This window comes from Arthrobacter sedimenti (assembly GCF_042652025.1).
Taxonomy (GTDB): domain Bacteria; phylum Actinomycetota; class Actinomycetes; order Actinomycetales; family Micrococcaceae; genus Arthrobacter; species Arthrobacter sedimenti.
The window spans coordinates 740,634-767,229 of record NZ_JBHSDQ010000001.1 but is presented as its reverse complement, the minus strand read 5'-3'; the positions used below and the strand labels follow the sequence as shown (position 1 = coordinate 767,229).

The following is a 26,596-nucleotide window of genomic DNA, read 5'->3' as shown; positions in this document are numbered from 1 at the left end:
CCATAGGATAAATCTGATGACTTCCCCGGATGACCTTGAGCCCTTCAGCCTTCGCAGTATCGCGGTTGCCGCTTTCGGCCCCACGCTGCTTTTCGGGATCGGGCAAGGAGCCATCCTCCCGGTGGTGGCGTTGTCGGCCCGGGAACTGGGCGCATCGGTGGCCGTGGCGGCGCTGATCGTCACCCTGATCGGGTTGGGGTCCTGGTTCTTCAACCTTCCTGCGTCCCTGGTGACCCTCCGCTTCGGTGAACGCTGGTCGATTGTGGGCGCCGCCGTCGCCGCCGGCCTGGCGCTGGCAGCAGCCGCCGCCTCCTCCACCCTCGCCTCCAACGGGCTGTGGCTGCTCGCGGTGGCGATGGCCGTCGTCGGGATGTCCGGGGCGGTCTTTGGCCTGGCCCGGCAGAAGTACCTCACCGAGGCAGTGCCCGTGGGGTTTCGCGCCCGGGCGCTGTCCACGCTGGGCGGCGTGAACCGCATCGGCGTATTCATCGGCCCGTTCGCGGGCGCCGCGGTGATGCAGTTCCTCGGCCTCGCCGGTGCCTACTGGGTGGGCGTGGTGGCCATGGCGGCCGCCGCGCTGCTGTCGCTCACCATTCCGGACCTGACGACGCCGGAGGTCCACTCGGGCGATGACCCCGGCCCCCAGCCCACGCTCCGGAGCGTGGCGGTCTCGCACGCGGGCGTGTTCCTTTCGCTGGGCGTGGGCATCCTGCTGCTCAGCGCGCTGCGGTCCTCCCGCCAGGTGGTGATTCCGCTCTGGTCCGACCATTTGGGGATGGACGCCACCTCGGCGTCCCTTATCTACGGGCTGTCCGGCGCGATCGACATGCTGGTGTTCTATCCCGCCGGGAAACTGATGGACCGCAAGGGCCGGCAATGGGTGGCCGTCCCGTCCACGCTGCTCATGGGCACCGCGCTGCTGCTGATCCCGCTCACCGGCTCATTTGTGGGTCTGCTGCTGGCGGCGCTGCTGATCGGCTTCGGCAACGGCATCAGCTCCGGGCTGGTGATGACCCTTGGCGCCGACTTCTCGCCGGACCGCGGCCGGGGCCAGTTCCTGGGCCTCTGGCGGTTCATGGCCGACGCCGGATCCACCGGCGGTCCCGTCCTCCTCTCCGGGGTGACCGCGCTCGCCTCCCTGGGCCCGGGGATCTCAGCCACGGGCATTCTGGGGTTCGCGGCGGCGGCCGTGTTCGCCGTCGTGATTCCCCGCCTGAAGCACCGCCGCAACTACTGACCGTGTTTGCGGGCCTGTTTGGTGGGTAGCGCGGCCGGCGAGGCTATTCTCGACACATGAGTGATCCCGGCGCCGTTGCCCGCATCAGTCCACTGCAGAAGGCTGTGTGGTGGGCTCAGGACTATGTGTATGCCGCGGGCTGGCAGGTGCGCGGCTTCCTGTCGCGCGTGCAGCCGGCATCCTTCCGCAACGGGACCCGTGCGCCCGTGGTGATCATCCCCGGGGTGTACGAAAACTGGCAGTTCATGATGCCGGTCATCCAGGCCATCCACGATGCCGGTCATCCCGTCCACGTGGTCACTGTGCTTCAGCGGAACAAACTGAAGGTCCCGGAGGCCGCCAAGCTCGTGGCCCAGCACCTGGAGGAAGCCGGCCTGCGGGGCGCGATCCTGGTGGCGCACAGCAAGGGCGGGCTGATCGGCAAATACACCATGCTGTCCCTGGACCCCGAGCACCGGATCGACCGAATGATCTCCGTGTGCGCACCGTTTTCCGGCTCACGCTACGCCCGGTACATGCTGTTGCCCAGCCTTCGCATCTTTTCGCCGCGGAACGCCCTGACCCTCCAGATGTCCCGGGAGCTGGCCATCAACAGCCGGATCACTTCCATCTACGGGCCGTTCGATCCGCACATTCCGGAGGGGAGCGTCCTGCCCGGGGCAACCAACATCGAATTGCCGGTGGCCGGGCACTTCAAGATCCTGGGCGATCCCGGAACCGCCCGCATCATTGTGGAGCAGCTGAACCTTCGGGCCTGACGTTGTTGCGTGGCTGTGCTGCTGCTGCCTGTGGCGTGCTTGCAGCGATGTGCCGGCCGATGAAGGCGGCGTCCCGGCCCACCCCATGGACCATGGAGGACGCCAGCGACTGCTGGAAGATGGCGCCCAGGAAGTAGAGTCCCGCCTGCCCCTTGGCTACCCCGCGGTCCTGATCCGGTTCGCCGTCCGGGCCAAACACCGGGAGGTGGATCCACTCCAGATCAGGGCGGAAGCCGGTGCACCAGATGACGTTGGCCACCTCGAGTGCCCGGCCGTCCGCGAGCAGTGGCAGGCCTTCTTTGACGCCTTCCGTCCTGCGAACGCGTTCGACGCCGGCACGCAGCAGGTCGCGGTTCTTCACCCTGACCAGGGGTCCGCTGTGCGCAAGGATTTGCGGGCGGGCCTTCCGGCCGGCAGGCGTGTTGAGGTTCAGGACGTGGGAAAACGCGAAGAAGACGGCGAGGGTGAGGGGGCGGGTGGCCAAGGCGTGGATGGGCCAGGGGATTTCGCCGGGGTGCCTACCGGAGAGGTACGTCCTGCGGGTCGGGGCCAGCTCCAGGGCGATGTCCGCGCCGGAGTTGCCCGCGCCGACCACCAGGACCGGGCCTGGCGCGAGGTCCGCTGGGTTCTTGTAGCTACCCGCCGTGAGCTGCTTGATGTGCGGGCTGAGCTGCTGCGCGAAAGCCGGCACCTTGGGCTTCCGGTCCCAGCCCGGGGCGACCACTACGTTGTCGGCTTCGATGCGTTGGTTGTCCGTTTCGATGACGAAGCACTGTCCGGTGTGGCTGACGCCGGTGACCCGGATGTTGTTCCGGACCGGCAGTGCGAAGTGGTCCGCGTAGCCGCTGAGGTAGTCGGCGAACTCTTCCCGCGACGGGTAGGACCAGGGCGGGGCGGGGTAGCGGCTGCCGGGAAGGGCGTCGTACCGGGCGGGGGTGAACAGCCGGAGGGAGTCCCAGCGGGTGCGCCAGCTGTCACCGGTCCTGGGATTCTCGTCGAGGATGACGTAGGGACGCTTCAGGCAGGACAGGTGGTAGCCCATGGCCAATCCGGCCTGGCCGCCGCCGACCACGACAGTGTCGAAGTGCTCTGACATGATGGCCTGCCCTTCCACCCCTTTGCCGCTTCTTTGCGATGCACTCTTGGCGGCCCGGGGCTTCCTGCTAGAATTCATCCGAATGGTATTCGGATGAATTAAGGCTAGGCCCGGCGATGAGTGAAGTCAATGCCCCTGCGCGCCGCTACCACTCCCCGCGGCGGAAGGAGCAGGCGGCCGCAACCCGGGATGCCGTACTGGCCGCCGCTCGTGAATTGTTTGTGGGGGAGGGGTACAGTTCCACCACTGTGGCGGGCATTGCGCGGAGGGCGGGCGTCGCCGTCGACACTGTCTACGCCGCCATCGGGCGCAAGCCTGACCTGCTGCGGGAAGTGGTGGAGACGGCCATCTCGGGGACCGGGCAGGCCGTTCCCGCAGAGAGCCGCGACTACGTCATTCGCTTGCGGGAAGCGGAACGCGCGGCCGACAAGATCTCGATCTATGCCAACGCCCTGGCCGGCATCCAGCCCCGGCTCGCACCCGTCTACGTGGCCCTGCGAGATGCTGCCGGGACCGACCCCGACTGCGCTGCGCTCTGGCGGGAGATCTCCGACCGGCGCGCGGCGAACATGCTGAAGTTTGTTGAGGACCTTGCGGCTACCGGGGAGCTGCGGGCCGATCGCCCGGCCGCAGAGCTCGCCGACGCGGTGTGGAGCATGAACGGGCCCGAGTACTGGGTGCTGCTGGTGGACCAGCGCGGATGGAGCCCGGGACGGTTCGCCGACTGGCTGGCCGATGCCTGGTGCCGGCTGTTGCTGGCGGGGGACCAGGCTCGGGACCAGGCTACGGTGAGTGCCCGTTAGGAAGCGGCGGGACCCAGGCGGCCCGTTGGGGCAGACTGTAGATCCTGGCGTGGTTCCTTCAGTTCGATGAAGAGGCAGTGGGTAGGTGTGGTGCCGGTATTCGTGCCGGAGTGTTCCTGCGCGTCGAGCCAGCGGGCCTGCCCTTCCCGCAGCTCCACATCTACCTCCCGGCCTCCTGATTGGAGCCGGCGGGCAAAGGAACTGAGTGTGACCATCACACTGTCCGGGTGGGAATGGGTGCCGGTGCTGTCCCCGGGGCCGTCACTGTACTCAAGGACGCGGACCCGGTCGTTCTCGAAAACCAGCCGGTAATGCTGCGGATTCACTGCAATGGGATCGGCCATGGGAAACCCCTGATATTCATGGGACGTTCGTACCATTACGGTACGTAGGTATCATAAGTCCTGTGTCCGCACGCCACAATGAAAAATATTTGGAGACCGGCAGGACCCGGCAGAAGTCGCGCACGCGCGAAGAGCTGGTGTCCGTCCTCCGGGACCTGCTGAAGGACGGGCGCGACCCGTCTGTTGCAGAAGTCGCTGCCATTGCCGGCATCTCCCGGACTACCGCCTACAGGTACTTTCCGGACAAGGAAGCCCTGCTGCACGCGGCCCTCCCCGAGACGGGGCTGGGGTCGCTGCTGGGCGGGGACCCGCCGTCGGACGTCCGCGCCCGTTTGGAGCGCACCCTGGACGCGCACTTCGACTTCATCCGGGCCTGGGAACCGCAGCTGCGGGCATCGTTGCGGCTGTCCTTGACACCGGGGGCAGCCCGGCCCACTCTTCGCGGCGGCCGGGCTGTGGGCTGGTACCGCGATGCCTTGTCTCCATTGGAAACCGCAGGCTCCGGAATCGACACCGCCGCCCTGGCTGTCCGGCTTCGTGCGGTTGCCGGCATTGAACCGTACGTCTGGCTGCGGGACGTTGCGGGCCTCCGTACCGGCCAGGCATTTGACGTTATGCGCGCCAACGCCCTGGACATTCTTGACGCTGCGCTCGCCGGCGCGAAGTAAGCAGTGCAGTGCTTCAGGTGGCAATGCTCGGACTAAGGCATTTTTGATAGAAGTGCAGGTCAGACCCCTGTTGAACTTTCAAATAACTTGAGCTTTTGTTGACGCTATACCCCCTCACTTCCTGAGGTTGGCCCTGCAAAGTGGTCCTCAGTTAGACCACAGCACACCAACCAAGTCTGAGGGGACACATCATGAAGAACAGCACTCTGATCAAGGGAACCGCTGCTATCGCCGTCGGCGCCGCGCTGCTGCTGGGCGGTGGCGGAACCCTGGCCGCATGGAACCAGGATGCCAGCGCCAACGCAGGCCAAATAGTCGCCGGTGATTTGGGCGTCACCGCTGTACCTGGTGTTTGGACGGACGCCTCCAAGCAGGAGATCAAAGACATCACGAAGTACCGGGTGGTCCCAGGGGATAAGCTGACGTTCACGCAGACTCTTTCCGTGAAGCTTCGAGGCGACAAGATGGCAGCCCAGATCAAGCTGAATGACGCAACTACCAGCACCTTCAGCAGCGCAAACGTAGCGATTGCTCCACTTACGATCACTGATTCCAAGGGCGCCGTCGTCAGCAAAGACACCATCATCAAGCCTGTTGCCGATGATACTCAGACAGTCACCGTCTCTACGACGTTCAATTTCTTGAGCACCACGCCGGGGGTCGAGAACGTCAATGCCACGTACGACCTCAGCAAGGTGTCCTACACGTTGCAGCAGGTCGTGACCGGAGTGAATGACGGACTGGTAGTTGCCCCGTAGCAGTAGGAATGGGCGGGTGGCCGATCCGCCACCCGCCTAAGTGACCAGGCGACAGGATCAAGACCAGGAGGGGACCATGCGCACCAAGCGCAGGCTGCAGGCGGCGGCGCTCACCGCCTTTGCAGTGGTCCTGGGACTGTTCACGGTGCAGGGATCGTACGCATTGTGGAGTGCAGCGGCATCCGCCTCCCCGGGATCCATCACCTCGGCGTCGTTTGATACGACGATGACCGCGGTCAACACAGGACAAACCACCACCATGACCCTCTCCAACGGGACGGCGGCCACCTTGACGCTGTCGCCCGCGGGGACACTTGGTCCGGGCACCTCGGTCTACGGGGGAGTGGTGGTCACCAACAACACCAACGCCGGTGGCCAGTTCAATACCGCCATCACAGCAGGCCAGCCGACAATCGCGAACGTCAGCGGTGGAACCCTTGCCAGCTATGTCCGCGTCAACGCCAAGACCGCCAGCTCCTCCACGGAGTGCAGCACCGCCATCGGCTTCGCGCCGATCAGCTCCGCCGGGCTGGTCTCGCCCACAGTGGCCAAAGGCGCCTCCACCGTCTTCTGCTTCCAGATCAGCCTGGATTCAAGCGCCCCAGCATCAGTGAAAGGACAAGCAGTGAACATCTCGCTCCTACTCACCGCACGTCAGCTATGCGGGGTGCCCAGTGGCTGCTGACCTGACCGAACGCCTGCTTGGCGGCCCTGCCGATCCTGTCGAGCCGCCTCCCGGAACTGTGGCGACCACCCGCATGCGTCGACGTGCTGGCCATGGTGCCTGGGCCGCCGTCGGACGCTTCCTGAGCATGGACGCCATGCTGGTGGCGCTGTTCGCAGCCCTGGTCCTTATCGTGGTGCCGGTGGCCACGGGCTCGCAGACCTACACCATCCTGACCAAGTCCATGGCGCAGAAGTACCCGCCCGGCACGTTCATGGTGATGAAGCCCGTACCGTTCGACGAGCTCAAGTACGGCGACGTCATCACGTTCCAGCTTTACTCGGGCCGCCCGGACGTGGAAACGCACCGGATTGTCGGTTTCGGATCCACCCAGCAGGGCGAGAAGACGCTGATCACCAAGGGCGACAACAACGGCGCCAATGATGAGAATCCCGTTCGTGCCATCCAGGTCAAGGGCAAGCTGTTCTACGCAGTCCCGTATGTGGGTTACATGGCAAACTTCCTGGGGAACTCCGACCGGGAAACCTGGACGGTGATCGCCGCCGTGGCCCTGATCGGCTACGGAGCCATCACCGTGTACAAGTCGGTGCGCAAAACCCGGAAACCTGAAGACCTCGTAGGCGCAGAGGCGGCATAAATGGCACGGTTTCCGGACGTACCTGGTGCGGCGCTCGCCGTCGGGGCCTTCGTGCTGACTGTGCTGTTGGGGATCGGCGGAGCCTCGGCGTCGGCCCTGTGGCAGCAAAGCGCGACGGCGACCATGACAGTCACAGCGTCCGGCACCTGGCCGGTTACTCCGTTTTCACAGTTCACCTGTACCAATGACAGCCCACAGAAAGTAGCAACCCTCGCGGCTGTCGGGTCAAGGACTCCTACGGCGCTGACTTACGCAGCCCTCCAAGCCAACGGCACGTATGGGCCTTCCTACACCGAGTCTGTCGCCTTGGGAACAACAAGCACGGTCACGCTCACCATCACGTCTCAGATCGTGCTGGCCAACCGGACAACCACTCCTCTGACAATTCGTGTGACCGCAACCTATGCGGACCAGACCCAGACCAGTGCCACGGCAAAGGTGGCGTTGGAACAAGGCAACAACAGCGACAAGGTCACCTGCATGTCCGCGACTCTGTGAGCAAATGCCAGCTCGGCGGAAGAAGGTGCCGCTGCAACACCCCCAACGCAGCGGCGCCGCCTCCCGCCGAGCTGGTTCTGTCATAAGTGCGGTTCCCCCGACACGCACATTCGTCCCCGACGCGCAGCTTCATTTGCGCTCCCGATATTTGGGCTGCGCTGGGGAAGGTGCGCCTCGAGGATGGAGAGGCATGTCGAGAAGGAATATGCGTGTCGGAGATGACTGAAAGCGTCGGCGGGAACACCGGGACGAAAGCCGTGAGCGCGGAAGGTGCGGTTTCGGCGGAAGGTGCGCTCCGTCGTCGTACGTTCCGTCCGTGTCAGCCGGCTGGCAGGTGAAGCCCGTCCGTACACTGGCACCATGTCATGCCGTATCAGTGAACTGGTTCTGAATTGCGCCGACCCCGAACTGCTCGCAAAGTTCTGGAGTGACGTGCTTGGTTATGTGGAGCTTGACCGGGAGGACGGTGGGATCGAGATCGGGCCGCTGGACGCCGGGTTCGGGGGAGCGCAGCCAACGATCTTCCTCAGTCCCAGCAGCAACCCCCGCGTGGGGAGGCTTCCACTGCACATAGACGTCAACCCGGTGGACCGGGACCAGGACGCCGAGCTGGAACGCCTGCTGGCGCTCGGTGCGCGGTCGGCGGATGTGGGGCAGACCGGCCAGGAGCAGTGGCACGTCCTGCAGGATCCTGAAGGAAACGAGTTCTGCCTGCTGCGCAAGCGGCTCAAGCCCTTGGACTAGAACCCAGGGGACGTCTGCGCCGGAAGGGTAGAGGGAGTGCCTGGCGGCGCCTACTTCAAAACGCCGCCCAGGCACCTGTAACTATTCACCGCACCGCTCAAGCTAAGGCCCTCGAAATCCTCAAGGTTTAGTCAAGAACTCCCCACAAAACCCTCTTTCGTGCTACCGCCATGCCCGGGCGTCAATCTTCCTTCCCCGAAGCCTTTCCTGCCGCACGAGTCCGGCATAGGGTTCTAGGACAGCCAGGTATCAAGCAGCAGGTGAACGGGCCGCACGATGTCCTGCACCTTGGGCAGGGGCTGGAAGAGGCACACCTTGAGCGAGTTGATAATGCTGGCCATGAGCGGGTTGGCGCGGGAAGTCCTCGCAGCGGTCCGGAGCAGCGGGGAGTACGACGTCCTGGGGATCCTGGATGACGACCCCGACCTGCTGGGCACCTCCATCGACGGCACCGTGGTGATGGGCGCAATCACCGATGCACCTGCGTTCAACCGGGCACTGTTCACCGTATGCCTTCCCGGCGGCCGTGAGCGGGAGGCGCTCGTCGAGAGGCTGTCCCTGCTCGGCGTGGACGAAGACCGGTACGCCACGGTGGTGGACCCCGGCGTCCGCGTGCCCCGGGATTCCCGGATTGGCCCCGGCAGCATCGTGATGCGCAATGCCACCATCGCGCCGCAGGCAAGCATTGGCGCCCACGCGCTCTTGAAGCCCCAAGTCAACGTGGGCTGCAGTGTCCGCGTAGGGGACTTCGCCACGCTGTCCCCACGAGCCTCGGTGGGGGAGGGCGCACGCATCGGCCGGGCGGCGGAGCTGGGCATGAGCGCAGGCGTTGGCGATGGGCTCAGTGTGGGGGATTATTCGCAGATTGAAATGGGCGCTGCAGTCCTGCAGCACGTGCCCGAGCGCGAAACCTGGAGCGGGGTCCCTGCACAAGGCACAAGGACCCGCACCTGACCGGAAACTACTGGGAACGCGAAACCCCTAAGCCCCGATCGGCACCCCCGGGTCTGGTCCCGCACGCCCCCAACCGAGACCTGCACCCCTTATGGCCTGGGCACAAAGAGGGCTAAATTGTAGCTACCGATGCCGGTTCTATCAGGACCCATCGCCGCGGGGGAACACATGGAACTTTTCAGCGACAAACCTGCGCTCGCTGCGGCGGCCCTTACCAGGCTGGTTGCTGCCGACGCCAAAGCCAGGGGGCGGCCCGCCGGCAGCCTTCGTGCCTACCTGAGCGATCTGGTGGTGCGCAACGGCCCCAGCATCGTCGAGGAACTGGCCATCGAGCTTGCCCGCCAGCACCTGGGCACGTTGGAGAAACTGGCTAAGGCAACCGGCCGCCCCGCGGCCCGCTACCTTGACGACATCGAACTCGCCGCCGCAATGGATGAGAGCATGGGTCGCGATGCCAAGGACCTTGGTGACACCAATAACACGTGATTTTGACCTGGACGGTGATTAGCGGCGCTCCCGCTCCTGGCCCGCCTCAGTGCCGGGGACTGACCTGAGCCCGCCCCTCCCAACTAGCTCGCAGTAGATGTCGTTTTGAGCCGTCAAAACGACAACAACTGCCAGCCAGATGGGCGAGTGCCACTCAGGGAGGGCTAGCGCCGTGGTGCGTCCCGCCGTCGTGCGGCAAACGCGAACAGGGACGTGGTGGCCACGGTGGCCAGGTACCCAGCGATGACAATCAGCGAGATGCCTGCCCAGAAGTAGTTGGTGGTGCTGGTCTCCTGCCAGGGGCTGGGGGCAATCCGGATCAGCGAATACACCGCAACGCCGGCTGAGGCCAGTCCGATCAGCACCGGCAGCGTCAGCCAGATCCGGGCCGAGCCGACGTGTTCGCCGAAGCCGTCCCACTCGTTCCAGGACCCGCGCCGGAGGATCAGCCAGCCTGCCGGAATCATGAACGCCCCCACCAGCAGGAACGCCGCCACCACGTCCGCGGGCCGGTGCCACTGATTAATCAGCGTGGACACGCCGGACGCGATGGCGAACGAACCGCCAATGAAACCCGCCATGGGCCGCCAGCGCGGGGACGCCATCAGGAACACTGCCGCTGCCGCTGAGGCGGCCAGGGTGGTGTGGCCGGACGGCAGCGAGTTCAGTTCCAGGGTCAGCACGCCCTTGTCCGGGCGCGGCGGCAGCAGGTCCTTCAAAACCTGGGTTGCCACGTTTGCGCTGATGCACGCGGCAACGGCGATCCCGGCCTCGGCCCAGTGCCGCCGGATCACCGTGACGAACAGGACCACGACGGCGGCCATCACCAGCGAGATGGTGGGCAGCCAGTCCAGGAACTTGGTGGCTGCCTTGCCGGCGGGGCCGTGGATTTCCACCGCTTCCACCAGCGCGGACTCGTCAATGAACTGGCCCGTTGTGGTCTGGACAAAGAAGTAATACGTGGCAATCAGCCCTGCGATGCACGCGGCAGTGGACAGCACGAACAGGAACGCCGCGCCGGGGGCAGGCCGGGTGGGAGTCCTGGTGGGCAGTTGCCGTGAAGAAGTCATCGCGGTTAAGGGTGACACAAAAAACTGTAAGACCGCTCAGTTGTTGGGCCCTGCGGGTTCGACGGGGCCCAACCGGGGGATGCTCGCCGCCGCCACCAACAGCGCCAGTGCGCCCAGCCCGAACGGCAGCGCCGTGGCAGTGGCGATGCCGCCCACCAGCAGGGGCCCACCGGCGTCGCCCAGTTCGCGCCCCAATTCGGCCGAGCCCATGGTCCGGCCCATCCGCTCGGGCGGTGTGGTGTCCGCCAGGTGCGCGAAGCCCAAGGGGGTCACAGCACCGATGCCTGTCCCAATGAAGGCCGCGGCGACGAAGATGGTGACCACTCCCGGGGCCGCCGCCACCAAACCGATGCCTGCGGCGATGAGCAGCAGGCCCGTCGTCGAGCCCCTGTTGTCGGTGACGGCGCTGCGGTCCCGCAGCCTCCCGACCCACGGCTGGGTGAGCACCGAGCCGAGCGCCACCACGCTGACCGCTACCGTGCCGGCTAAGGCGTCCATGCCGTGCCGGGTGGCCAGCGCGGGGAGGAAGCCGACGGCGGCACCCAGCGCGCCCGTAGCAGCGGCCAGCACCAGCGTGGGCACCAGGAAACGGCGTTCACCCACCTGGCGGGCAAGGTCCATCAGCGTGTACCGCTTCCGCGGCAGCGGCGCCAGGTGCGGCACGGATACCAGGACCCACACAGCGGTCACGGCCGCCAGCGCGGACAGCGTTCCAAACAGCAGCGGAAAGCCGCCGGCCAGGATCAGGCCCGCGCCCAGCGGCGGCCCGATGATGTAGCCCAGGCTCTTCCAGGATCCGTACCGGCCAAAGTAGGTGCCCGCCTTTCCGCCCCGGGCCATCCGTGCCACCATGGCGGACGACGACGGCGAGAAGGCAGACGCCGCAGCGCCTTGTCCCAGCCGGGCGAGGGCAAGGATCAGCGGGTCCGCGGCTCCCAGGCCGATCAGGGACAGCGCGGCGAAAGCGAAGAGTCCGCCGATGATGACGGGCTTGGCGCCGATGCGGTCGCTGAGCGCGCCGAAGACCGGCTTGAGGAACACCTCGGCCACGTCGTAGAGGGCCAGCAGGATGCCCAGGTTCAGCAGCGTCAGGCCGATGTTGCCGCTCTCCGCACCGAGTCCGGCCGCGATGCTGTGGGCGCCGAAAGCGGTAACGAACCCCGCCGCGTAGAGAGGTGCCGTTGCCGGGCGGGTGGCCTCCCCAGTGGACAGGGGCTTTTCGGGGGTCATGCTTGGGACTTTAGTGCCTTCACAAACTTGTGAAAACTTCGAAGACTTTGAGCATGAACACCGTTGTCAAGACAGCGAACCTGCACAAGCACTTCGGCCGGGTCAGGGCCCTGGACGGTCTCGACCTCGAAGTCCAGGGGGGTGAAATCCACGGGTTCCTCGGCCCCAACGGCGCCGGGAAATCCACCACCCTGCGGATCCTCCTTGGCCTGGCGAGGGCAACCTCCGGCACCGCCACGGTCCTGGGCCTCGAACCCTGGAACCAGGCTGCCGAGCTGCACCGGCGGCTGGCCTACGTTCCCGGCGATGTCCGGCTCTGGCCCAACCTCTCCGGCGGCGAAACCATCGACCTGCTGTCCCGGCTACGGGGCGGCGCCGCAGACGGGGACGCGTACCGCCGCCGGAAGGACCGGCTGTGCCAGGTGTTCGACTTCGATCCGGGCAGGAAGGGGCGCGCGTACTCCAAGGGCAACCGGCAAAAAGTCGCCCTGATCGCCGCCCTCGCCACCGAGGCCGAGCTCTACCTGCTGGACGAGCCCACCAGCGGCCTTGACCCGCTCATGGAGGAGGTCTTCCGCAGGGAGCTGCTGGCCGCCGTCGACCGCGGGGCAACGGTGCTGCTGTCCAGCCATATCCTCTCTGAGGTGGAGGTGCTGTGCCACCGCGTCAGCATCATTCGTGCCGGCAAAATTGTCGACGGCGGCACGCTTGACTCCCTGCGGCACCTCACCAGGACCGAGGTTTCCTTCGCCGCGGACGGGGTGGATCCAGAGGCCTTGGCCCGGCTGGGCGCGGTGCATGACCTGGCGGTCGACGCCGGACGGGTCCGGTTCAGCGCCGACTCGGACCGGATCGCCGAGGTGCTTCCGGCGCTGGGCGCCCTGGGGGTGCAGGGCCTGACGATTGTTCCGCCGTCCCTGGAGGAGCTGTTCCTGCGGCACTACGGGGACAGATCCGCTGCACCGGAGCCTGATGTTCCGGCTTCCGCGGGCAACGGTTCGCGGCGGCATCTGCTGGGCGCCAGAGGACGGAGCTGACATGGGAATCCTCCTGGTCCTCTGGCGCCAGCGGCTGCGCCGGGACCGCTGGCAGCTCCTCAGCTGGGCGGTGGCCATCGGTGCCTTCGCCTTGTTCGCGGCAGCCGCCGTCACCCAGACCTACGGCAACGTGGCCAGCCGCACCGAGATCATGCAGGTGGCCATCGCCACCCCCGCCATCCTGATGCTCCGCGGCCTGCCCCGGGGCGCGGACCAGGGAGCGTTTACGTTCTTCCTGATCTATGCCTTCCTTGCCCTTTTGGCAGGCCTGATGAGCACGTTCCTCGCGGTGCGCCATACCCGTGCCGATGAGGAAACGGGCACAGCCGAGCTGGTCGCCGCAACGCCGGCCGGACGCCTGCTGCCTGACACAGCCACGCTGCTGCACGGCGTCACCGCGAACATCCTCGTGGCGCTCACGGTCTTCGCAGGGTTCGCCTCCCAGGGCCTGGACCTGCAAGGTTCCCTGACCGCCGGAGCCGCAACGGGCGCTGTCGGCCTCGCCTTCCTGGGCGTGGGGCTGCTGGTGGCCCAGTTTATGGGAACCTCACGCGGCGCGAACGGCGTCTCGGCCGCGCTGGTAGTGCTGGCCTACGTGCTCCGCGGAATCGGCGACGCCACCGGAACCCCCGGTGCCAGCGGGACCACAATGACCGAGGGGCCGGCCAGCTGGTTCTCACCCATCGGCTGGGGCCAGCAGACATACGCCTACTCCGGAAACCGCACCTGGCCGCTGCTGCTGCCGGCGGGGCTCGGCGCCGCCTGCCTCATCGCAGCCTGGCTGATCCTCCGCTCGCGGGACAGCGGGGCCAGCGTGTGGGGAACGCGCCCCGGACGTGTCGCTGCCCGGCCGGGGCTGCGGAGCCCGGTGGCCCTGGCGCTGCGGCTGCAGTCCGGGTCAATCTTTGGCTGGGCGCTCAGCGGGCTGGCCTTGGGCCTGCTGGCGGGCTCGCTCGGAAAGGCGATTGCCGCCGTCGACACCCCTGACACCAACATCACCGCCACGCTGCGCGCCATGCTCCAGTCCCAGGGCACCTCGCTCACCCAGCTCATGGTGTCGGTGCTCTTCTCGATGGGCGGGGTCCTGGCGGCGGCGTGTGCGCTCCAGGCCGTGATCAGGCTGCGGCAGGAGGAAGCGGCCGGGACGGCCGAACTCCTGCTGTCCGCCCCGGTGGGCCGCGTCCGGTGGCTGGCCGGTTACCTGTTGCTGGGCGCGGCGGCCGTGGTGCTGGTGGTGGGCCTGGCGGGGGTTGGGGCGTGGGCGACGCTGGCCGGTTCCGGCGATACCTCCATGCCCGCCGATGCCCTCTGGCAAACCGCGCTGGCGCAGCTGCCGGCGGCCCTGATCTACCTTTCCGTCCCGGCGCTGGTTTTCGTCCTGTGGCCGGCAGCGACCATCGCCGCCAGCTGGGCGCTGCTGGCCCTGGGCGTGGTGCTCGGCATTCTTGGCGGCATGCTGGGCATCGACCAAAGCCTGCGCGACCTGTCGCCCTTCGCCCACACCCCGGTCCCGCACGGGGACGCCACGGACTGGAGCGGCGCATGGTGGATGCTGGCGGTCGCCGCGGCGGCGGCCATGCTGGCAGTTGCGGTGATGCGGCGGCGGGAGGTGGGCGCGGCATGAGCACTGACATCGGCGCATCGCTGCGGACCACTGAACTGACGGCCGCCGCTGCCGAGAGGACCGCAGCGGCCTTCGCTGCCGCCGGCTTCCCAAAGATGCCGGCCCGGACGTTGTTGGCGCTGGTGTCCTCGGAACAGGGAAGCCTCACCGCCGCAGAGCTGTCGGAGCGGCTGGGAGCCAGTGCCGCGGCAGTGTCGGGCGCGGTGCGGTACCTGCAAACCGTGGGCTTCGTGCACCGGGTCTCGCAGCCAGGAAGCCGCCGCGACCTCTACGCCCTCCATACGGATGAGTGGTACGTGGTGTCCATGCGGAACAGCCCGGTTTACGAGAAGCTGGCGGCCCTCACCGATGCCACGGCCGAAACCCTCCCCGAAGGATCGGCTGCACGGGCGCGGGTGGCGGAGATGGCCAGGTTCTACCGGTTCCTCAACTCGCGGATGCCGGGATTGCTGGATGACTGGGCGCGCGAGCGGGAGGCCGGCAGTGACCATCATTGACAACGCTGTTTACGTCAACGGATTCCGCACCGAGGACCCGGAGGACCTGGACGAAACCTACTTCCTGCTCCGGCAGCGCGAAGGCATGGCGTGGATCGGACTGTACCGGCCGGATGCGGAGGAACTGCAGTCGGTGGGGGAGGAATTCGACCTCAACGCGCTGGCCATTGAGGACGCGTTGGCAGGGCACCAGCGGGCCAAGCTGGAGCACTACGGCGAGTGCCTGTTCCTGGTGCTCCGGCCCGCCAGGTACCGCGACGATGTGGAAAAGGTGGACTTCGGCGAGATCCACGTTTTTGTCGGTGACGAGTACGTGGTCACGGTCAGGCATGCCGAGTCCCCGGACCTGGCAAAGGTACGCCGCCGCATGGAGTCCATGCCGGAGTTCCTTGCCCTCGGCCCGGACGCGGTGCTGTACGGAATCCTGGACCAGGTGGTGGACGAGTACGAGCCTGTGGCGGCCGGCTTGGAGAACGATATTGACGAAATCGAGGATGACCTTTTTGGTGCGGACCCAGAGGTCTCCCGCAGGATTTACGAGCTCTCCCGGCAGGTCATCACCTTCCAACGGGCCACCAGCCCGCTGGTGGGGATCCTCCAGCAGCTGATGGCCGGGACCACAAACCGTCCGCTTGGCGTGGAGCTTCAAGACCACCTGCGCGATGTCCTGGACCACGTGTTGCGGCTGAATGAGCGCGTGGCGTCTTTCCGGGCCCTGCTCCAGAACGCGCTCGCCGTCAATGCGGCCCTGGTGGCCCAACGGCAGAACGACGAGATGCAGCGGATGACCGAGTCCAGCTTTGAACAGAACGAGCAGGTCAAAAGGATTTCGTCCTGGGCGGCGATCCTGTTTGCCCCCACCCTGGTGGCGTCCATCTACGGCATGAACTTCGCCAATATGCCCGAGCTGGGCTGGACGTACGGCTACCCGTATGCGCTGGGCGTGATGGTGGCCATGGGACTGGTCCTCTACCTGGCGTTCAAACACAACAAGTGGATCTGAGCAGCCTTCCCTGAAAAGGTCCTTCCAGCTTCATGGCCTACCATGGCCTCAGAATCCTAAGCTTGCTTAGTAGTTGGCGGCTTAGTAGTCGATGGTGAGTGGAGAAGACAGGATGAGCAAGGCCGAAACAACCGGACGGCCCCAAACTGACGGCACGGCAACCGGCGCCAGGCGGCAGTCCCGCCTGCGCCGCTTCGGTTCGCTTCTGGGCCCCGGCCTGGTGACCGGTGCCGCGGACGATGATCCGTCAGGGATTGCCACCTATGCGAAGGCCGGTGCCACCTTTTCCAACGGCATGCTGTGGACCGCCCCCGTGGCGCTGCCCATGATGATGGCGGTCCAGGAGATCTGCGACCGGACCGCACTGGCTACCGGCGAGAGCCTCGGCTGGCTGGCCCGGCGCAAGTTCTCCCGCCGCCCGCGGGTGGTGATTGGAATACTGATCGTTGCCCTGCTGGTGGGCAACATCCTCAATGCGGCCGCGGACCTGATGGCGATCGGGCAGGGCATGCAGATGCTGGGCGCCGGCCCTGACCATCTCTGGAGCGCGCTGGCGGGAATCGGCATCGCGGTGGCGCTCATGAGCGGATCCTTCGCCGTCATTGCCAAGGTTTTCAAGTGGCTGTGCGTCACACTGCTGGCGTACGTCGCTGTCCTTTTCGTGGCCAACGTTGACTGGCCCGACGTCCTGGAGGGCATGCTGGGAATGAAGTTCAGCTTCGCCCCGCAGTACCTTGGCCTAATCGTGGCGGTGCTGGGCACCACCATCTCGCCGTACCTGTTCTTCTGGCAGAGCGCCCACAGGGTCGAGGAATTGCGCGCCGAGGACCGGGGCGGTGACCAGGCAGTAGGGCTCCGGGACCGCCCGGACACGGCTGCCGCCGCCCATACCCTCCGGAACGCGCGGGCGGACGTCTTCACCGGGATGGTCTTCTCCGTCCTGGTGATGTTCTCGATCATGGCGGCCACCGCGGCAACGCTGGGCAGGGACGGAACCGACGTCAACACCGCTGCCGACGTGGCCAAGGCCCTGGAGCCCGTCGTGGGACCGGCCGCCACCTTCCTGTTCGCTGCCGGGTTCATCGGCACCGGCATCCTGGGCGTGCCGGTCCTCGCTGCGTCAGGCGCCGCGGGACTGTCCGGCCTGCTCGGCAAGGACTGGGGCCTGGACCTCAGTCCACGACGCGCCCCATTGTTCTACGCACTGCTGGGGGTCGGCATCGTCGCTGGCGTACTCATCAGCTTCTTCTCCAACGACCCCATCGGGCTCCTGGTCTTCAGTGCCACCATCAACGGCATCGCCGCCGCACCATTCCTGGTGGTCACCATGCTGATCTCCCGCGACAAGGCCATCATGGGCGAGTACCGCAACGGCTGGCTTGCCGCCACGCTCGGCTGGTTCACGGCCGCGGTCATGCTGGTGGCCGGGGGCATCGGCGTCTGGACCACCCTGACCGGCGCCTGATCGAAGCGGCAGCCGCCTCCGCCGATGCCAAACCCAAGGGGAGCTGGCCACCCGACCGTACTGCCGCCGTCGTCCGCACCCTCAAAGCCTCCTGGCCATCCTGACCGCTCCAACGAAAGGAACAACAACGTGGACCACAACGAAGCTCCCTTGCTGGACGCCCTGGACCGCTACCACCGGCTTGACCGCTACGGTTTCACCCCTCCCGGCCACCGCCAGGGCCGCGGCGCGGATCCGCGCGTCCGGGAGGTCCTCGGCGGGGACACTTTCCGTTCTGACGTCCTGGCCTCGGGGGGCCTGGATGACCGATCGTCCTCGGGCGAGTACCTGAAAAAGGCCGAGCAGCTGATGGCGGATGCCGTGGGTGCGGAGCAGGCTTTCTTCTCCACCTGCGGAAGCTCCCTGTCGGTGAAGGCCGCCGTCCTGGCCGTTGCGGCGGGCAAGGGCGACCTGCTGGTGAGCCGCGACGCCCACAAGTCCATAACCGCCGGGCTGGTGTTTTCCGGGATCCAGCCGCGGTGGATCCGGCCCCGCTGGGACTCCAGGCTGCACCTGGCGCATCCGCCGTCAGCCGCGGATGTTGAGGAAATGTGGGAACGGTACCCGGACGCGGCAGGGGCACTGATCGTCAGTCCCACTCCCTACGGAACGTGCGCAGACATCGCCGCGATTGCCAAGGTCTGCCACGACCGGGGGAAGCCCCTGATCGTTGATGAGGCGTGGGGCGCGCACCTTCCCTTCCATGAGGGCCTTCCCACCTGGGCGATGAGTGCGGGCGCGGACGTCTGCGTGGTGTCCGTGCATAAGATGGGTGCCGGCTTTGAGCAGGGCTCGGTCTATCACATCCGGGGCGACCTGGTGGACCCCGCGCATCTCTCCGAATGCGCGGACCTGTTGATGACCACCAGCCCGAACGTCATCCTGTACTCGGCCATGGACGGCTGGCGCCGGCAGATGGTGCAGCACGGCGCCGAGCTCCTGGGCGACGCCCTGGACCTGGCCCGGCGGCTGCGGACAGAGATCGAGGCGCTGCCGGGAATCCGTGTGCTCGAGGACGAGCTCCTGGCCGCCGAATCCTCGCATGACCTGGACCGCATGCAGATCCTCATGGACGTGTCGGGGCTCGGCGTCAGCGGCTACCAGGCGGCCGACTGGCTGCGGGAGAACTGCCGGCTGGACATGGGGCTCAGCGACCACCGCCGCATCATGGCCACCCTGTCCATGGCCGACGACGATGCTTCCGCCCAGCGGCTCCTGGACGCGCTGCAGGCCCTCATTGAAGCAGCTCCAACGCTTCCTGCCCCTGCCCGGGTGGACCTGCCGTCGCCGTCGGGCCTGGAACTGGAGACGGTGCTGCTTCCGCGGGACGCCTTCTTTGGCCCCCGCGAGGACGTGCCCGCGCGCGAGGCCGTGGGACGGGTGGCGGCCGAGCAGATCACGCCGTATCCGCCGGGCATCCCGGTCATCGTGCCGGGTGAGCGCATCAACGAGGCCGTCGTGGAGTACTTGGAATCGGGGCTGAAGGCCGGCATGGTCCTGCCCGACCCCGCGGATCAGTCCCTTGGCACCATTCGGGTGGTGCGGGAATAGCCCTGGTGCCCTGCGTTTGCGGCGTACAGTGAACGGCATGCCCAACCCCGGCCTTCCGCCTGACTCTGCCCAGTTCCGCCTGGCCGTTCCGCCGCTTGAGGAGCTGCTGGCGGCCGCCCACGTGGTGAGCCTGCCCATGCGGGTGAAGTTCCGCGGCATCATGCAGCGCGAATCGCTCCTGCTCCGCGGGCCCGTGGGGTGGGGCGAGTTCTGCCCCTTCCCGGAGTACGGCGATGCCGAGGCCTCGCGCTGGCTGGCGGCCGCCATAGAGGCCGGATGGCAGGGGTTCCCGGCCCCCTTGCGCACCTCCATCCCGGTCAACGCCACGGTGCCCGCGGTTCCGGCGGACCGGGTGCCGGACGTGCTGGCCCGGTTTGGCCGGGTGGATGCAGTGAAGGTCAAGGTGGCTGAGCAGGGGCAGTCCTTGGACGACGACGTTGCCCGGCTTCAAGCCGTCCGCGCCGCCTTGCCGGACGCCGCCGTGCGCGTGGACGCCAACGGTGGGTGGGACGTGCCCGGCGCGTTGGAGGCACTGACCCGGCTGGCGCCCGTGGGGCTGGAGTACGCCGAGCAGCCGGTGCCGACCATCGATGGCCTGGCCGAGGTCCGGTCGCGGCTGCGGGATGCCGGCACGCCGGTGCTGATCGCGGCGGACGAGAGCGTCCGGAAGGAAACCGATCCCCTCCGCGTGGCCCGGGCCGGCGCGGCGGACCTGATCGTGGTCAAGGTGGCGCCGCTTGGGGGAGTGCGGCGGGCCCTGGACATCGTGGCACAGGCCGGGCTTCCCGCCGTCGTCAGTTCCGCGCTGGACACCTCCGTGGGCATCCGCGCCGGGCTGGCGCTCGCCGCCGCCCTGCCCGAGCTGCCCTACGCCTGTGGCCTGGGCACGGTGTCGCTTTTTGAATCGGACATCGCCCTGGATCCCTTGGTGGCCGACGACGGCGCCATCCGCCTCCGCGACGTGGCCGCCGACGCCGGGCTGCTTGAGCGGTTTGCGGCACCCGCGGAACGCCGGGACTGGTGGCTGGACCGGCTCCGCCGTGTCCACGCGCTCCTCACCCCATCGATTGCTCCGTAACTGCCGTTTTCAGGCCCCAAAACGACGATTACGGAGCAATGGATGAGGCGGTAGGGTGGCGTCGTGCGCGGGGTGAATCTAACGGTGCGGATCGGTTGGCTCTGCCTCGCTGCCGTCAGCCTGGGGATCCTGGTGTTCGGCATGGTGGTTGCCCTGTTTCCGCCGGACGGGGACGCCGGCCTGTACCGCGCGGACGGACTGGCCTCCGCGGGACTGGGCCTGTTCGGCATGGTGATCGTGCTGGTGCCGTACCGGCGGCGCGAACGGTGGGCCTGGTACGCGCTCTGGTTCTACCCCGTCTTTTGGATGCTGCATCTGGCCGGGAACCTTCCGCCGGGCAATGACCACATTCACCAAGTGGTTTTCATTGCTCTCTCGCTGATCGGGCTCCTGCTCCCGGTCCGCGCCTTCTTCCCGCTGCGGAGCACTCGATGAGGGATTCGGCAACGTTCCTGCAGGTCACGGGCGGTTAACCATAACTTCACCCAATTGATGGCTTCCGGTAGGAACCGGCTGGAAGGGTGATCGGGCACCCCAAAAGACATTCCTTGGAAGGTTCCCCATGTCTGAAACTGCCCGCAAGTTCACCCTGCTGCCTATGCTCGGCCATACCAAGGGCAAGCGCAGCCCCGTTACGTGCGCACTCAAGTGCGACAACGCCTGCGCCGGCGACGTCTGCAACACCAGCTCCAACAGCTACTTCCGGGACATCGCCTCCGCCACCCTGTCCCGCCGCGCCGCCCTGGGCCTGGGCGCCGCCGGTGCCCTCGCCGTCGCCCTCGGTTCAGCCGTGAGCTCCGCCGAACCTGCCTCTGCCGCGGGCCTGTCCAAGGCCGCCAAGGAAGGCTTCGGCAACTCCAAGCTGCAGTTCACCGCCATCAAGCCGGTCGATAAGGCAGTCGACGCGTTCACCGTGCCGGAGGGCTTCACCTGGCAGCCGATCATCCGCTGGGGCGACCCGCTGTTCAACGATTCCCCTGAGTTCGACCTGAACAACCAGACGGCCGCAGCCCAGGCCCGGCAGTTCGGCTACAACAACGACTACACGGACATCGTGGAGATTCCCGGCAGCAAGGGCCGCCGTGCGGTGCTGTTCACCAACCACGAGTACACCAACGAAAACATCATGGTGCCCGCCGGCTACGACCCGGTGGAAACCCGCGCCATCGGCCGCGCCGCCCACGGCCTGGCCGTGGTGGAACTCGAGCGCAAGAACACCACCAAGCCGTGGAGCTACGTGAAGGGCGCGCCGCTGAACCGCCGCTACCTCTCCGACACCACCTACGAACTGACCGGCCCGGTGGCCGGCTCGGCACTGGTCAAGACCGTGGCAGACCCGTCCGGCCGCGCCATCAAGGGCACGTTCGGCAACTGCTCCGGCGGCACCACCCCCTGGGGCACCATCCTCTCCGGCGAGGAGAACTTCAACGGCTACTTCGTCGCCGGGGGCACATCGGCCAGCGACAAGCGCTACGGCCTCACCGCCAAGCCCACCGCCCGCCACTGGGAACTGGACGACCCCCGCTTCGACACCCGCAACCCCGGCTACGAGAACGAGTCCAACCGCTTTGGCTGGATCGTCGAAGTTGACCCGTTCGACCCCACCTCCACCCCCAAGAAGCGCTCCGCCATGGGCCGTTTCAAGCACGAGGGCGCCAACGTGATTGTGGCCGAATCCGGCCACGTTGTGGCCTACATGGGCGACGACGAGAAGTTCGACTACCTCTACAAGTTCGTCTCCAAGGGCAAGTATGTTGAAGGCGACCGCCGCAACAACATGAACCTGCTCTCCGAGGGAGATCTCTACGTCGCCAGGTTCACCGGCAACTCGCCCGCCGCGGAAATCACCGGCACCGGCGCGCTTCCCTCCGACGGCGCGTTCGACGGCTCCGGCGAATGGCTGCCCCTGGTGGTGGATGGCAAGTCGGCTGTCCCCGGCATGTCCGTCGAAGAGGTCCTGGTGTACACGCGCCTGGCCGCAGACAAGGTGGGGCCCACCAAGATGGACCGCTGCGAGGACGTCCAGCCCAGCCTGCACACCGGCAAGGTGTACGTGGTCTGCACCAACAACTCGGACCGCGGCACCGGCACCAAGGAAGGTGCCACCGAGGTCAACCCGCGCACACAGAACCGTGACGGGCACATCGTTGAGATCACCGAAACCGGCGACCAGACGTCCACCAAGTTCAATTGGACCCTCCTCATGGTCTGTGGCGATCCCGCGCAGGGCGACGTCACCTACTTCTCCGGTTACCCGGCGGACAAGGTCTCGCCCATCTCCTGCCCGGACAACGTGGCCTTCGACTCCGTGGGCAACCTGTGGATCTCCACCGACGGCGCCCCCTCCGGCATCGGCTACAACGACGGCCTCTTCAAGGTCACCCTGGACGGTGCCGAGCGCGGCAAGGTGGAGCAGTTCCTGTCCGTTCCCCGCGACGCCGAAACCTGCGGCCCGGTCATCCACGACGACGAGCGAATGGTGTTTGTCTCCGTGCAGCACCCGGGTGAGGACGGCACCTTCGAGGCGCCCAACTCCTTCTTCCCGGACTACGTCCCGGCAGGCACGACGCCGGTACGCGGCAAGGTGCGCGCGCCCCGTCCCGCCGTGGTCCAGGTGTTCCGCGGCTAGTTCCCTTCGTTGCCCTATCACTTATGGTCCCCAAAACCCCGGTTTAGGGACCATAAGTGATAGGGCAACAGGGGTGAGGGCGGGCGTTGGAGGGTGGCAGACTGGTTGGGTGACTTCGTTGAACGAGCCTGCCCCCGACGCCGCTTCCAAAGAAATCCCCGCCGACTCCTCCGCGGGCGCGGATGGGTTGAGCGCGCTGGCTGCGGCGCGGATCGCCGTCGAGGTTTTGCTCGACGGCGGGGTGCGGCATGTGGTGGTGTCGCCGGGTTCGCGGTCGGCACCCATGGCGTACGCCCTGGCCGAGGCATCTGCGGCGGGCCGGGTGGACCTGCTGGTCCGGATCGATGAGCGGTCCGCCGGGTTCACGGCGCTGGGCCTGGCACTGTCCACCGGCTCGCCCGCAGCGGTCCTGACTACGTCCGGGACCGCCGTCGGAAACCTGATGCCGGCCGTGATGGAGGCCAACCATGCGGCCGTCCCGCTGATCGTTCTTTCAGCCGACCGGCCTGACGAGCTGCGTGGGACCGGCGCCAACCAGACCACGGTGCAGCCGGACCTCTTCGGGGAGCAGGTCCGGTTCGCCGCCGACGTTCCCGCCGGAAGCAACCCGCAGCGCGCCATCCAAACCGGGCTCTCCGCAGCAACCGGCGCGTTCCCGGAGCTGCCGCCCGGCCCGGTCCAGCTCAACCTCGCCTTCCGCGACCCCCTGGTTCCTGCTCCGGAAGAGGGGCTGCCCGAGGCAGTGGACCGGAAGCGCTACCGCGTGGGTACCGAACCCCTGGTTATGAACCTGCCCCCCGCTCCGGAGACCCTGTCCGAACAGCGCACGGTGGTGCTGGCAGGGCACGACGCCGGTCCGGTGGCAGAGGCGTTCGCCCGCGCCCACAACCTGCCGCTGCTGGCCGAGCCGTCCTCCAACTCACGGTTCGGCCCCAATGCGGTGGGCCCGTACCGGCTGCTGCTGGAGCACTACGGGCCCGGCTCGGCGCACCCCATCGAGCGCGTGGTGCTGTTCGGCCGCCCTACCCTTTCCCGCCCGGTGGCCGCTCTCCTGGCCCGGTCCGACGTCGAATCAGCCCTGTACCAGCCGGTTCCGGTTGCCTGGTACGAGCCCGGGCGCCGCACCGAGCTGCCGCTGGAAAACCTCGCGGACCTGTCTGATTTCGCGGGCCGCGGCGCACCTGAGTGGCTGGATACGTGGCTGCTCGCCGGCTCGGCCGCGCAGCACGCGCTGGACCAGGTGTTGTCCGCCGAGGCGGCCGCCACGGGTCCTTCCGTCGCCTCGCTGGTCTGGAAGAATGCCCGTGGCCAGCTGCTGCTCGGTTCCTCCAATGGCATCCGGGACGTGGACCTTGCGGGCCTGCCTGCCCCCGATCCCGCCGCCACCGTGTACGCCAACCGGGGCCTGGCCGGCATCGACGGCACCATTTCCACCGCCACCGGCATCGCGCTGGGCGGCCGGCAGGAAACCACTGCGCTGATGGGCGACGTCACGTTCCTGCACGACGCCGGCGGCCTCCTGCTCGGCGTGGGGGAAGAACAGCCGGACCTGCGCATTGTGGTCCTGAATGATTCCGGCGGCGCTATCTTCGGTCTGCTCGAACACGGGGGAGTGGAGGAAAGCGGCCGCTACGGAGACACCGTCGAACGGCTCTTCGGCACCCCGCACTCCGTGGACATCGCGGCTCTCGCTGCAGCGTACGGCGTCGGGCATTCACTGGTCAGTACGACGGCGGGACTCGCCGAAGCGCTTGACCGGCCTGTGCAGGGGCGCAGCATCGTGGAGGTCCGCACGGACCGCCGGCAGCTCCGGCAGCTCCACACCAGGATCAAGGACGCCGTGGCTGCCGCCGTCGAGGCAGTGCTGTCCGGGCAGTAGGCTTTCGACGCGCAAAGTACCCCAGGACGCGCAAATGCCCTGTCGCCGCCGGAATACCGGTAGTGACAGGGCATTTGCGCGTCGAAAATGAGCTCAGAGCACGCGGCCCAGGAACTCCTTGGTGCGCGCATGCTGCGGGTTGGCGATGATTTCACGGGGGTCGCCCGATTCCACCACCACGCCGCCGTCCATGAACGTCAGTGTGTCGCCCACCTCGCGGGCGAAGCCGATCTCGTGGGTCACCACGATCATGGTCATGCCCGACTTGGCCAGGTCCTTCATCACGTTCAGGACGTCGCCCACCAGCTCCGGATCGAGGGCCGACGTGGGCTCATCGAACAGCATGAGCTCCGGCTCCATGGCCAGTGCGCGGGCGATGGCAACGCGCTGCTGCTGGCCGCCGGAGAGCTGGGAGGGGTAGTGCCCGGCGCGGTCGCCCAGTCCCACCCGGTCCAGCAGCTCCAGTGCCCGCTTTTGGGCCTGCGCCTTGGACTGGCCCTTCACGTGGACCGGCGCTTCCATCACGTTCTGCAGCGCGGTCTTGTGCGGGAACAGGTTGAAGCGCTGGAACACCATGCCGATTTCGCGGCGCTGGGCGGCGATTTCCTTGGTCTTGAGGTCATGCAGCTTGCCGTTGACCTCGCGGTAGCCGATCAGCTGGCCGCCCACGGAAATCCGGCCTGCGCTGATGGATTCCAGGAGGTTCACGCAGCGGAGCATGGTGGATTTGCCGGAGCCCGAAGGCCCGATCACCACGGATACCTCGCCCTGGTTGACGGTCATGTCGATGCCCCGAAGCACATGGTGGTGGCCGTAGTACTTGTGCAGGCCTTCGATCTTGACCAGCGGCTTTTCTGCTGTGACGGTCATCGTGCACTCTCCTCAGGGAAGTCCGTCTTCATCGACCGCTGCGCGTCGGCGCCGGGACCCGCCGCTTTCGCAGCGGCAGGATTGACCGCCGCCGGGGCAGCGTTGTCCACACCCTTGCCGTAGTACGCCTCAAGGTAGTGCTGGCCCACCATGAGGATGCTGGTGACCAGGAGGTACCAGAACGCGGCAACGATCAGGAGCGGGATCGGGAGGTAGATGCGGTTGGCCAGGGCGTTGGTGGCAAACGTCAGGTCCAGGGTGAACGGAACAGCGAGGACCAGGGAGGTGGTCTTCAGCATGCCGATGGTTTCGTTGCCGGTAGGCGGCACGATGATCCGCATGGCCTGCGGCAGGATAATCCGCCACATGATCTTGCCCTTGGACATGCCCAGCGCCTCGGCGGCTTCCTGCTGGCCCTTGTCCACGGACTTGAGGCCGGCACGGAAGATCTCCGCCAGGTAGGCAGATTCGTTGAGGCCCAGGCCCAGGATCGCGGGGATCAGGCCCTTGCTGGGATCCGAGAGCGCGTAGCTGAAGAGCTCCGGCCCAAACGGGATACCCAGGGTGAAGGCCGGATAGAGAACCGTCACCAGACCCCAGAACACCAGCTGCGTGTAGACGGGGGTTCCACGGAAGAACCACACCCACACCCAGCTGGTCCAGCGGAACACCGGGTTGTCAGACTGCCGCATCACCGCGAGCAGGATGGCCAGGACGATGGCCAGAACCATCGACGCGACCGTCAGCAGGAGGGTCCAGCCCACACCTTGGACGACTTTCACGTCCAGGATGTAGGTGCCCACGATGTCCCAGCGGAAGTTGGGGTTGGTGAACAGGCTCTGCAGGAACGCCGCCACCAGGAGAAGGATGATGACGGCGCTGACCCACCGGCCGGGGTGGCGAACCGGCACTGACTTGTTCAGTACCGGTTCGTCCCGGTGTTGATGGTGTTCCAT

General features: G+C 66.9%; 27 protein-coding genes. 21 read left to right on the top strand and 6 right to left on the bottom strand.

Annotated features, from left to right (window positions below):
* The first annotated feature begins 16 nt into the window (after positions 1–16).
* A complete protein-coding gene (locus ACFO0G_RS03555; RefSeq protein WP_376976435.1) occupies positions 17–1,237 on the top strand; it encodes an MFS transporter in 1,221 nt (406 codons plus the stop codon).
* A 56-nt stretch (positions 1,238–1,293) separates the two neighbouring features.
* Complete coding sequence (locus tag ACFO0G_RS03550) at positions 1,294–1,995, top strand: esterase/lipase family protein (protein WP_376976434.1); 702 nt, start codon at positions 1,294–1,296, stop codon at positions 1,993–1,995.
* On the opposite strand, the gene ACFO0G_RS03545 is transcribed toward ACFO0G_RS03550, so the two are convergent.
* On the bottom strand, positions 1,964–3,091 hold the full coding sequence (locus ACFO0G_RS03545; RefSeq protein WP_376976433.1) for a flavin-containing monooxygenase: 1,128 nt from the start codon (positions 3,089–3,091) through the stop codon (positions 1,964–1,966). The genes ACFO0G_RS03550 and ACFO0G_RS03545 overlap by 32 nt on opposite strands.
* A 116-nt stretch (positions 3,092–3,207) precedes the next feature.
* Here ACFO0G_RS03545 and ACFO0G_RS03540 point away from each other — a divergent pair, with 116 nt between their 5' ends.
* On the top strand, positions 3,208–3,894 hold the full coding sequence (locus ACFO0G_RS03540) for a TetR/AcrR family transcriptional regulator (RefSeq protein WP_376976432.1): 687 nt from the start codon (positions 3,208–3,210) through the stop codon (positions 3,892–3,894).
* On the opposite strand, the gene ACFO0G_RS03535 is transcribed toward ACFO0G_RS03540, so the two are convergent.
* Complete coding sequence (locus ACFO0G_RS03535) at positions 3,891–4,238, bottom strand: cupin domain-containing protein (RefSeq protein ID WP_376976431.1); 348 nt, start codon at positions 4,236–4,238, stop codon at positions 3,891–3,893. The two genes, ACFO0G_RS03540 and ACFO0G_RS03535, sit on opposite strands and share 4 nt — an antisense overlap.
* A 62-nt stretch (positions 4,239–4,300) precedes the next feature.
* On the opposite strand from ACFO0G_RS03535, the gene ACFO0G_RS03530 reads away from it, so the two are divergent.
* The 8 genes from ACFO0G_RS03530 to ACFO0G_RS03495 all read left to right on the top strand — a co-directional run bounded on the left by ACFO0G_RS03530 (position 4,301) and on the right by ACFO0G_RS03495 (position 9,668).
* Positions 4,301–4,906: a TetR/AcrR family transcriptional regulator gene (locus tag ACFO0G_RS03530; RefSeq protein ID WP_376976430.1), complete on the top strand. Its 606-nt coding sequence runs from the start codon at positions 4,301–4,303 to the stop codon at positions 4,904–4,906.
* A gap of 191 nt (positions 4,907–5,097) precedes the next feature.
* A complete protein-coding gene (locus ACFO0G_RS03525; RefSeq protein ID WP_286398484.1) occupies positions 5,098–5,664 on the top strand; it encodes an alternate-type signal peptide domain-containing protein in 567 nt (188 codons plus the stop codon).
* A 76-nt stretch (positions 5,665–5,740) separates the two neighbouring features.
* Positions 5,741–6,349: a hypothetical protein gene (locus ACFO0G_RS03520; protein ID WP_286398482.1), complete on the top strand. Its 609-nt coding sequence runs from the start codon at positions 5,741–5,743 to the stop codon at positions 6,347–6,349.
* Positions 6,339–6,986, top strand: a complete 648-nt coding sequence (locus ACFO0G_RS03515) for a signal peptidase I (protein WP_376976429.1) — start codon at positions 6,339–6,341, stop codon at positions 6,984–6,986. The genes ACFO0G_RS03520 and ACFO0G_RS03515 overlap by 11 nt, the downstream gene beginning before the upstream one ends.
* The gene (locus tag ACFO0G_RS03510) at positions 6,987–7,484 is read left to right on the top strand and encodes a hypothetical protein (protein WP_376976428.1); all 498 of its coding nucleotides are present in this window, start codon (positions 6,987–6,989) and stop codon (positions 7,482–7,484) included.
* A 360-nt stretch (positions 7,485–7,844) separates the two neighbouring features.
* On the top strand, positions 7,845–8,228 hold the full coding sequence (locus tag ACFO0G_RS03505) for a VOC family protein (protein ID WP_376976427.1): 384 nt from the start codon (positions 7,845–7,847) through the stop codon (positions 8,226–8,228).
* A 339-nt stretch (positions 8,229–8,567) separates the two neighbouring features.
* Complete coding sequence (locus ACFO0G_RS03500; protein WP_376976426.1) at positions 8,568–9,182, top strand: LbetaH domain-containing protein; 615 nt, start codon at positions 8,568–8,570, stop codon at positions 9,180–9,182.
* Between the two features lie 129 nt (positions 9,183–9,311).
* Positions 9,312–9,668 (top strand): helix-turn-helix domain-containing protein, encoded by a 357-nt coding sequence (locus ACFO0G_RS03495; RefSeq protein ID WP_376976425.1) that lies wholly within the window; start codon positions 9,312–9,314, stop codon positions 9,666–9,668.
* A 164-nt stretch (positions 9,669–9,832) separates the two neighbouring features.
* Here the strand turns inward: ACFO0G_RS03495 and ACFO0G_RS03490 are convergent, their stop codons facing one another.
* Both ACFO0G_RS03490 and ACFO0G_RS03485 read right to left on the bottom strand, forming a co-directional pair.
* Entirely contained in the window at positions 9,833–10,738 is a 906-nt protein-coding gene (locus ACFO0G_RS03490; protein ID WP_286398473.1) for a phosphatase PAP2 family protein, read from the bottom strand.
* 36 nt (positions 10,739–10,774) lie between these two features.
* Positions 10,775–11,968, bottom strand: coding sequence for an MFS transporter (locus ACFO0G_RS03485; protein WP_376976424.1), 1,194 nt, complete (start codon positions 11,966–11,968; stop codon positions 10,775–10,777).
* Positions 11,969–12,021: 53 nt separating this feature from the next.
* Here ACFO0G_RS03485 and ACFO0G_RS03480 point away from each other — a divergent pair, with 53 nt between their 5' ends.
* From ACFO0G_RS03480 to menD, 10 genes are all read left to right on the top strand, one after another.
* Positions 12,022–13,005: an ABC transporter ATP-binding protein gene (locus tag ACFO0G_RS03480; protein WP_286398470.1), complete on the top strand. Its 984-nt coding sequence runs from the start codon at positions 12,022–12,024 to the stop codon at positions 13,003–13,005.
* A 1-nt stretch (position 13,006) separates the two neighbouring features.
* On the top strand, positions 13,007–14,629 hold the full coding sequence (locus ACFO0G_RS03475) for an ABC transporter permease (protein WP_376976423.1): 1,623 nt from the start codon (positions 13,007–13,009) through the stop codon (positions 14,627–14,629).
* Entirely contained in the window at positions 14,626–15,126 is a 501-nt protein-coding gene (locus ACFO0G_RS03470; protein ID WP_376976422.1) for a GbsR/MarR family transcriptional regulator, read from the top strand. The genes ACFO0G_RS03475 and ACFO0G_RS03470 overlap by 4 nt, the downstream gene beginning before the upstream one ends.
* Positions 15,113–16,129, top strand: a complete 1,017-nt coding sequence (locus ACFO0G_RS03465) for a magnesium and cobalt transport protein CorA (RefSeq protein ID WP_376976421.1) — start codon at positions 15,113–15,115, stop codon at positions 16,127–16,129. Before ACFO0G_RS03470 ends, ACFO0G_RS03465 begins: the two co-directional genes overlap by 14 nt.
* 112 nt (positions 16,130–16,241) lie before the next feature.
* Positions 16,242–17,594 (top strand): Nramp family divalent metal transporter, encoded by a 1,353-nt coding sequence (locus ACFO0G_RS03460; protein WP_286398462.1) that lies wholly within the window; start codon positions 16,242–16,244, stop codon positions 17,592–17,594.
* Positions 17,595–17,723: 129 nt separating this feature from the next.
* Positions 17,724–19,184: an aminotransferase class I/II-fold pyridoxal phosphate-dependent enzyme gene (locus ACFO0G_RS03455; RefSeq protein WP_286398460.1), complete on the top strand. Its 1,461-nt coding sequence runs from the start codon at positions 17,724–17,726 to the stop codon at positions 19,182–19,184.
* A gap of 37 nt (positions 19,185–19,221) precedes the next feature.
* The gene (locus ACFO0G_RS03450) at positions 19,222–20,262 is read left to right on the top strand and encodes an o-succinylbenzoate synthase (protein WP_286398458.1); all 1,041 of its coding nucleotides are present in this window, start codon (positions 19,222–19,224) and stop codon (positions 20,260–20,262) included.
* Positions 20,263–20,325: 63 nt separating this feature from the next.
* Positions 20,326–20,697: a hypothetical protein gene (locus ACFO0G_RS03445; protein ID WP_286398456.1), complete on the top strand. Its 372-nt coding sequence runs from the start codon at positions 20,326–20,328 to the stop codon at positions 20,695–20,697.
* A 127-nt stretch (positions 20,698–20,824) separates the two neighbouring features.
* Positions 20,825–22,891, top strand: a complete 2,067-nt coding sequence (locus tag ACFO0G_RS03440) for a PhoX family protein (protein WP_286398454.1) — start codon at positions 20,825–20,827, stop codon at positions 22,889–22,891.
* Positions 22,892–23,000: 109 nt separating this feature from the next.
* On the top strand, positions 23,001–24,770 hold the full coding sequence (gene menD, locus ACFO0G_RS03435) for a 2-succinyl-5-enolpyruvyl-6-hydroxy-3-cyclohexene-1-carboxylic-acid synthase (RefSeq protein ID WP_376976420.1): 1,770 nt from the start codon (positions 23,001–23,003) through the stop codon (positions 24,768–24,770).
* Between the two features lie 93 nt (positions 24,771–24,863).
* Here the strand turns inward: menD and ACFO0G_RS03430 are convergent, their stop codons facing one another.
* Both ACFO0G_RS03430 and ACFO0G_RS03425 read right to left on the bottom strand, forming a co-directional pair.
* A complete protein-coding gene (locus tag ACFO0G_RS03430) occupies positions 24,864–25,640 on the bottom strand; it encodes an amino acid ABC transporter ATP-binding protein (protein ID WP_286398452.1) in 777 nt (258 codons plus the stop codon).
* Positions 25,637–26,596 carry an amino acid ABC transporter permease gene (locus tag ACFO0G_RS03425; protein WP_286398450.1) on the bottom strand — a complete coding sequence of 320 codons (960 nt, stop codon included), beginning with the start codon at positions 26,594–26,596 and terminating at the stop codon, positions 25,637–25,639. Before ACFO0G_RS03425 ends, ACFO0G_RS03430 begins: the two co-directional genes overlap by 4 nt.

Excerpts from the sequence above, each read along its gene's own strand:
- ACFO0G_RS03520 (WP_286398482.1), top strand. The coding sequence starts at position 5,741 with ATGCGCACCAAGCGCAGGCTGCAGGCGGCGGCGCTCACCGCCTTTGCA.
- ACFO0G_RS03495 (WP_376976425.1), top strand. The coding sequence starts at position 9,312 with ATGCCGGTTCTATCAGGACCCATCGCCGCGGGGGAACACATGGAACTT.
- ACFO0G_RS03540 (WP_376976432.1), top strand. The coding sequence starts at position 3,208 with ATGAGTGAAGTCAATGCCCCTGCGCGCCGCTACCACTCCCCGCGGCGG.
- ACFO0G_RS03510 (WP_376976428.1), top strand. The coding sequence starts at position 6,987 with ATGGCACGGTTTCCGGACGTACCTGGTGCGGCGCTCGCCGTCGGGGCC.
- ACFO0G_RS03460 (WP_286398462.1), top strand. The coding sequence starts at position 16,242 with ATGAGCAAGGCCGAAACAACCGGACGGCCCCAAACTGACGGCACGGCA.
- ACFO0G_RS03485 (WP_376976424.1), bottom strand. The coding sequence starts at position 11,968 with ATGACCCCCGAAAAGCCCCTGTCCACTGGGGAGGCCACCCGCCCGGCA.
- ACFO0G_RS03475 (WP_376976423.1), top strand. The coding sequence starts at position 13,007 with ATGGGAATCCTCCTGGTCCTCTGGCGCCAGCGGCTGCGCCGGGACCGC.
- ACFO0G_RS03500 (WP_376976426.1), top strand. The coding sequence starts at position 8,568 with ATGAGCGGGTTGGCGCGGGAAGTCCTCGCAGCGGTCCGGAGCAGCGGG.
- ACFO0G_RS03545 (WP_376976433.1), bottom strand. The coding sequence starts at position 3,091 with ATGTCAGAGCACTTCGACACTGTCGTGGTCGGCGGCGGCCAGGCCGGA.
- ACFO0G_RS03535 (WP_376976431.1), bottom strand. The coding sequence starts at position 4,238 with ATGGCCGATCCCATTGCAGTGAATCCGCAGCATTACCGGCTGGTTTTC.
- ACFO0G_RS03505 (WP_376976427.1), top strand. The coding sequence starts at position 7,845 with ATGTCATGCCGTATCAGTGAACTGGTTCTGAATTGCGCCGACCCCGAA.
- ACFO0G_RS03450 (WP_286398458.1), top strand. The coding sequence starts at position 19,222 with ATGCCCAACCCCGGCCTTCCGCCTGACTCTGCCCAGTTCCGCCTGGCC.
- ACFO0G_RS03550 (WP_376976434.1), top strand. The coding sequence starts at position 1,294 with ATGAGTGATCCCGGCGCCGTTGCCCGCATCAGTCCACTGCAGAAGGCT.
- ACFO0G_RS03430 (WP_286398452.1), bottom strand. The coding sequence starts at position 25,640 with ATGACCGTCACAGCAGAAAAGCCGCTGGTCAAGATCGAAGGCCTGCAC.
- ACFO0G_RS03440 (WP_286398454.1), top strand. The coding sequence starts at position 20,825 with ATGTCTGAAACTGCCCGCAAGTTCACCCTGCTGCCTATGCTCGGCCAT.
- ACFO0G_RS03525 (WP_286398484.1), top strand. The coding sequence starts at position 5,098 with ATGAAGAACAGCACTCTGATCAAGGGAACCGCTGCTATCGCCGTCGGC.
- ACFO0G_RS03480 (WP_286398470.1), top strand. The coding sequence starts at position 12,022 with ATGAACACCGTTGTCAAGACAGCGAACCTGCACAAGCACTTCGGCCGG.
- ACFO0G_RS03425 (WP_286398450.1), bottom strand. The coding sequence starts at position 26,596 with ATGGAACACCATCAACACCGGGACGAACCGGTACTGAACAAGTCAGTG.
- ACFO0G_RS03470 (WP_376976422.1), top strand. The coding sequence starts at position 14,626 with ATGAGCACTGACATCGGCGCATCGCTGCGGACCACTGAACTGACGGCC.
- ACFO0G_RS03490 (WP_286398473.1), bottom strand. The coding sequence starts at position 10,738 with ATGACTTCTTCACGGCAACTGCCCACCAGGACTCCCACCCGGCCTGCC.
- ACFO0G_RS03555 (WP_376976435.1), top strand. The coding sequence starts at position 17 with ATGACTTCCCCGGATGACCTTGAGCCCTTCAGCCTTCGCAGTATCGCG.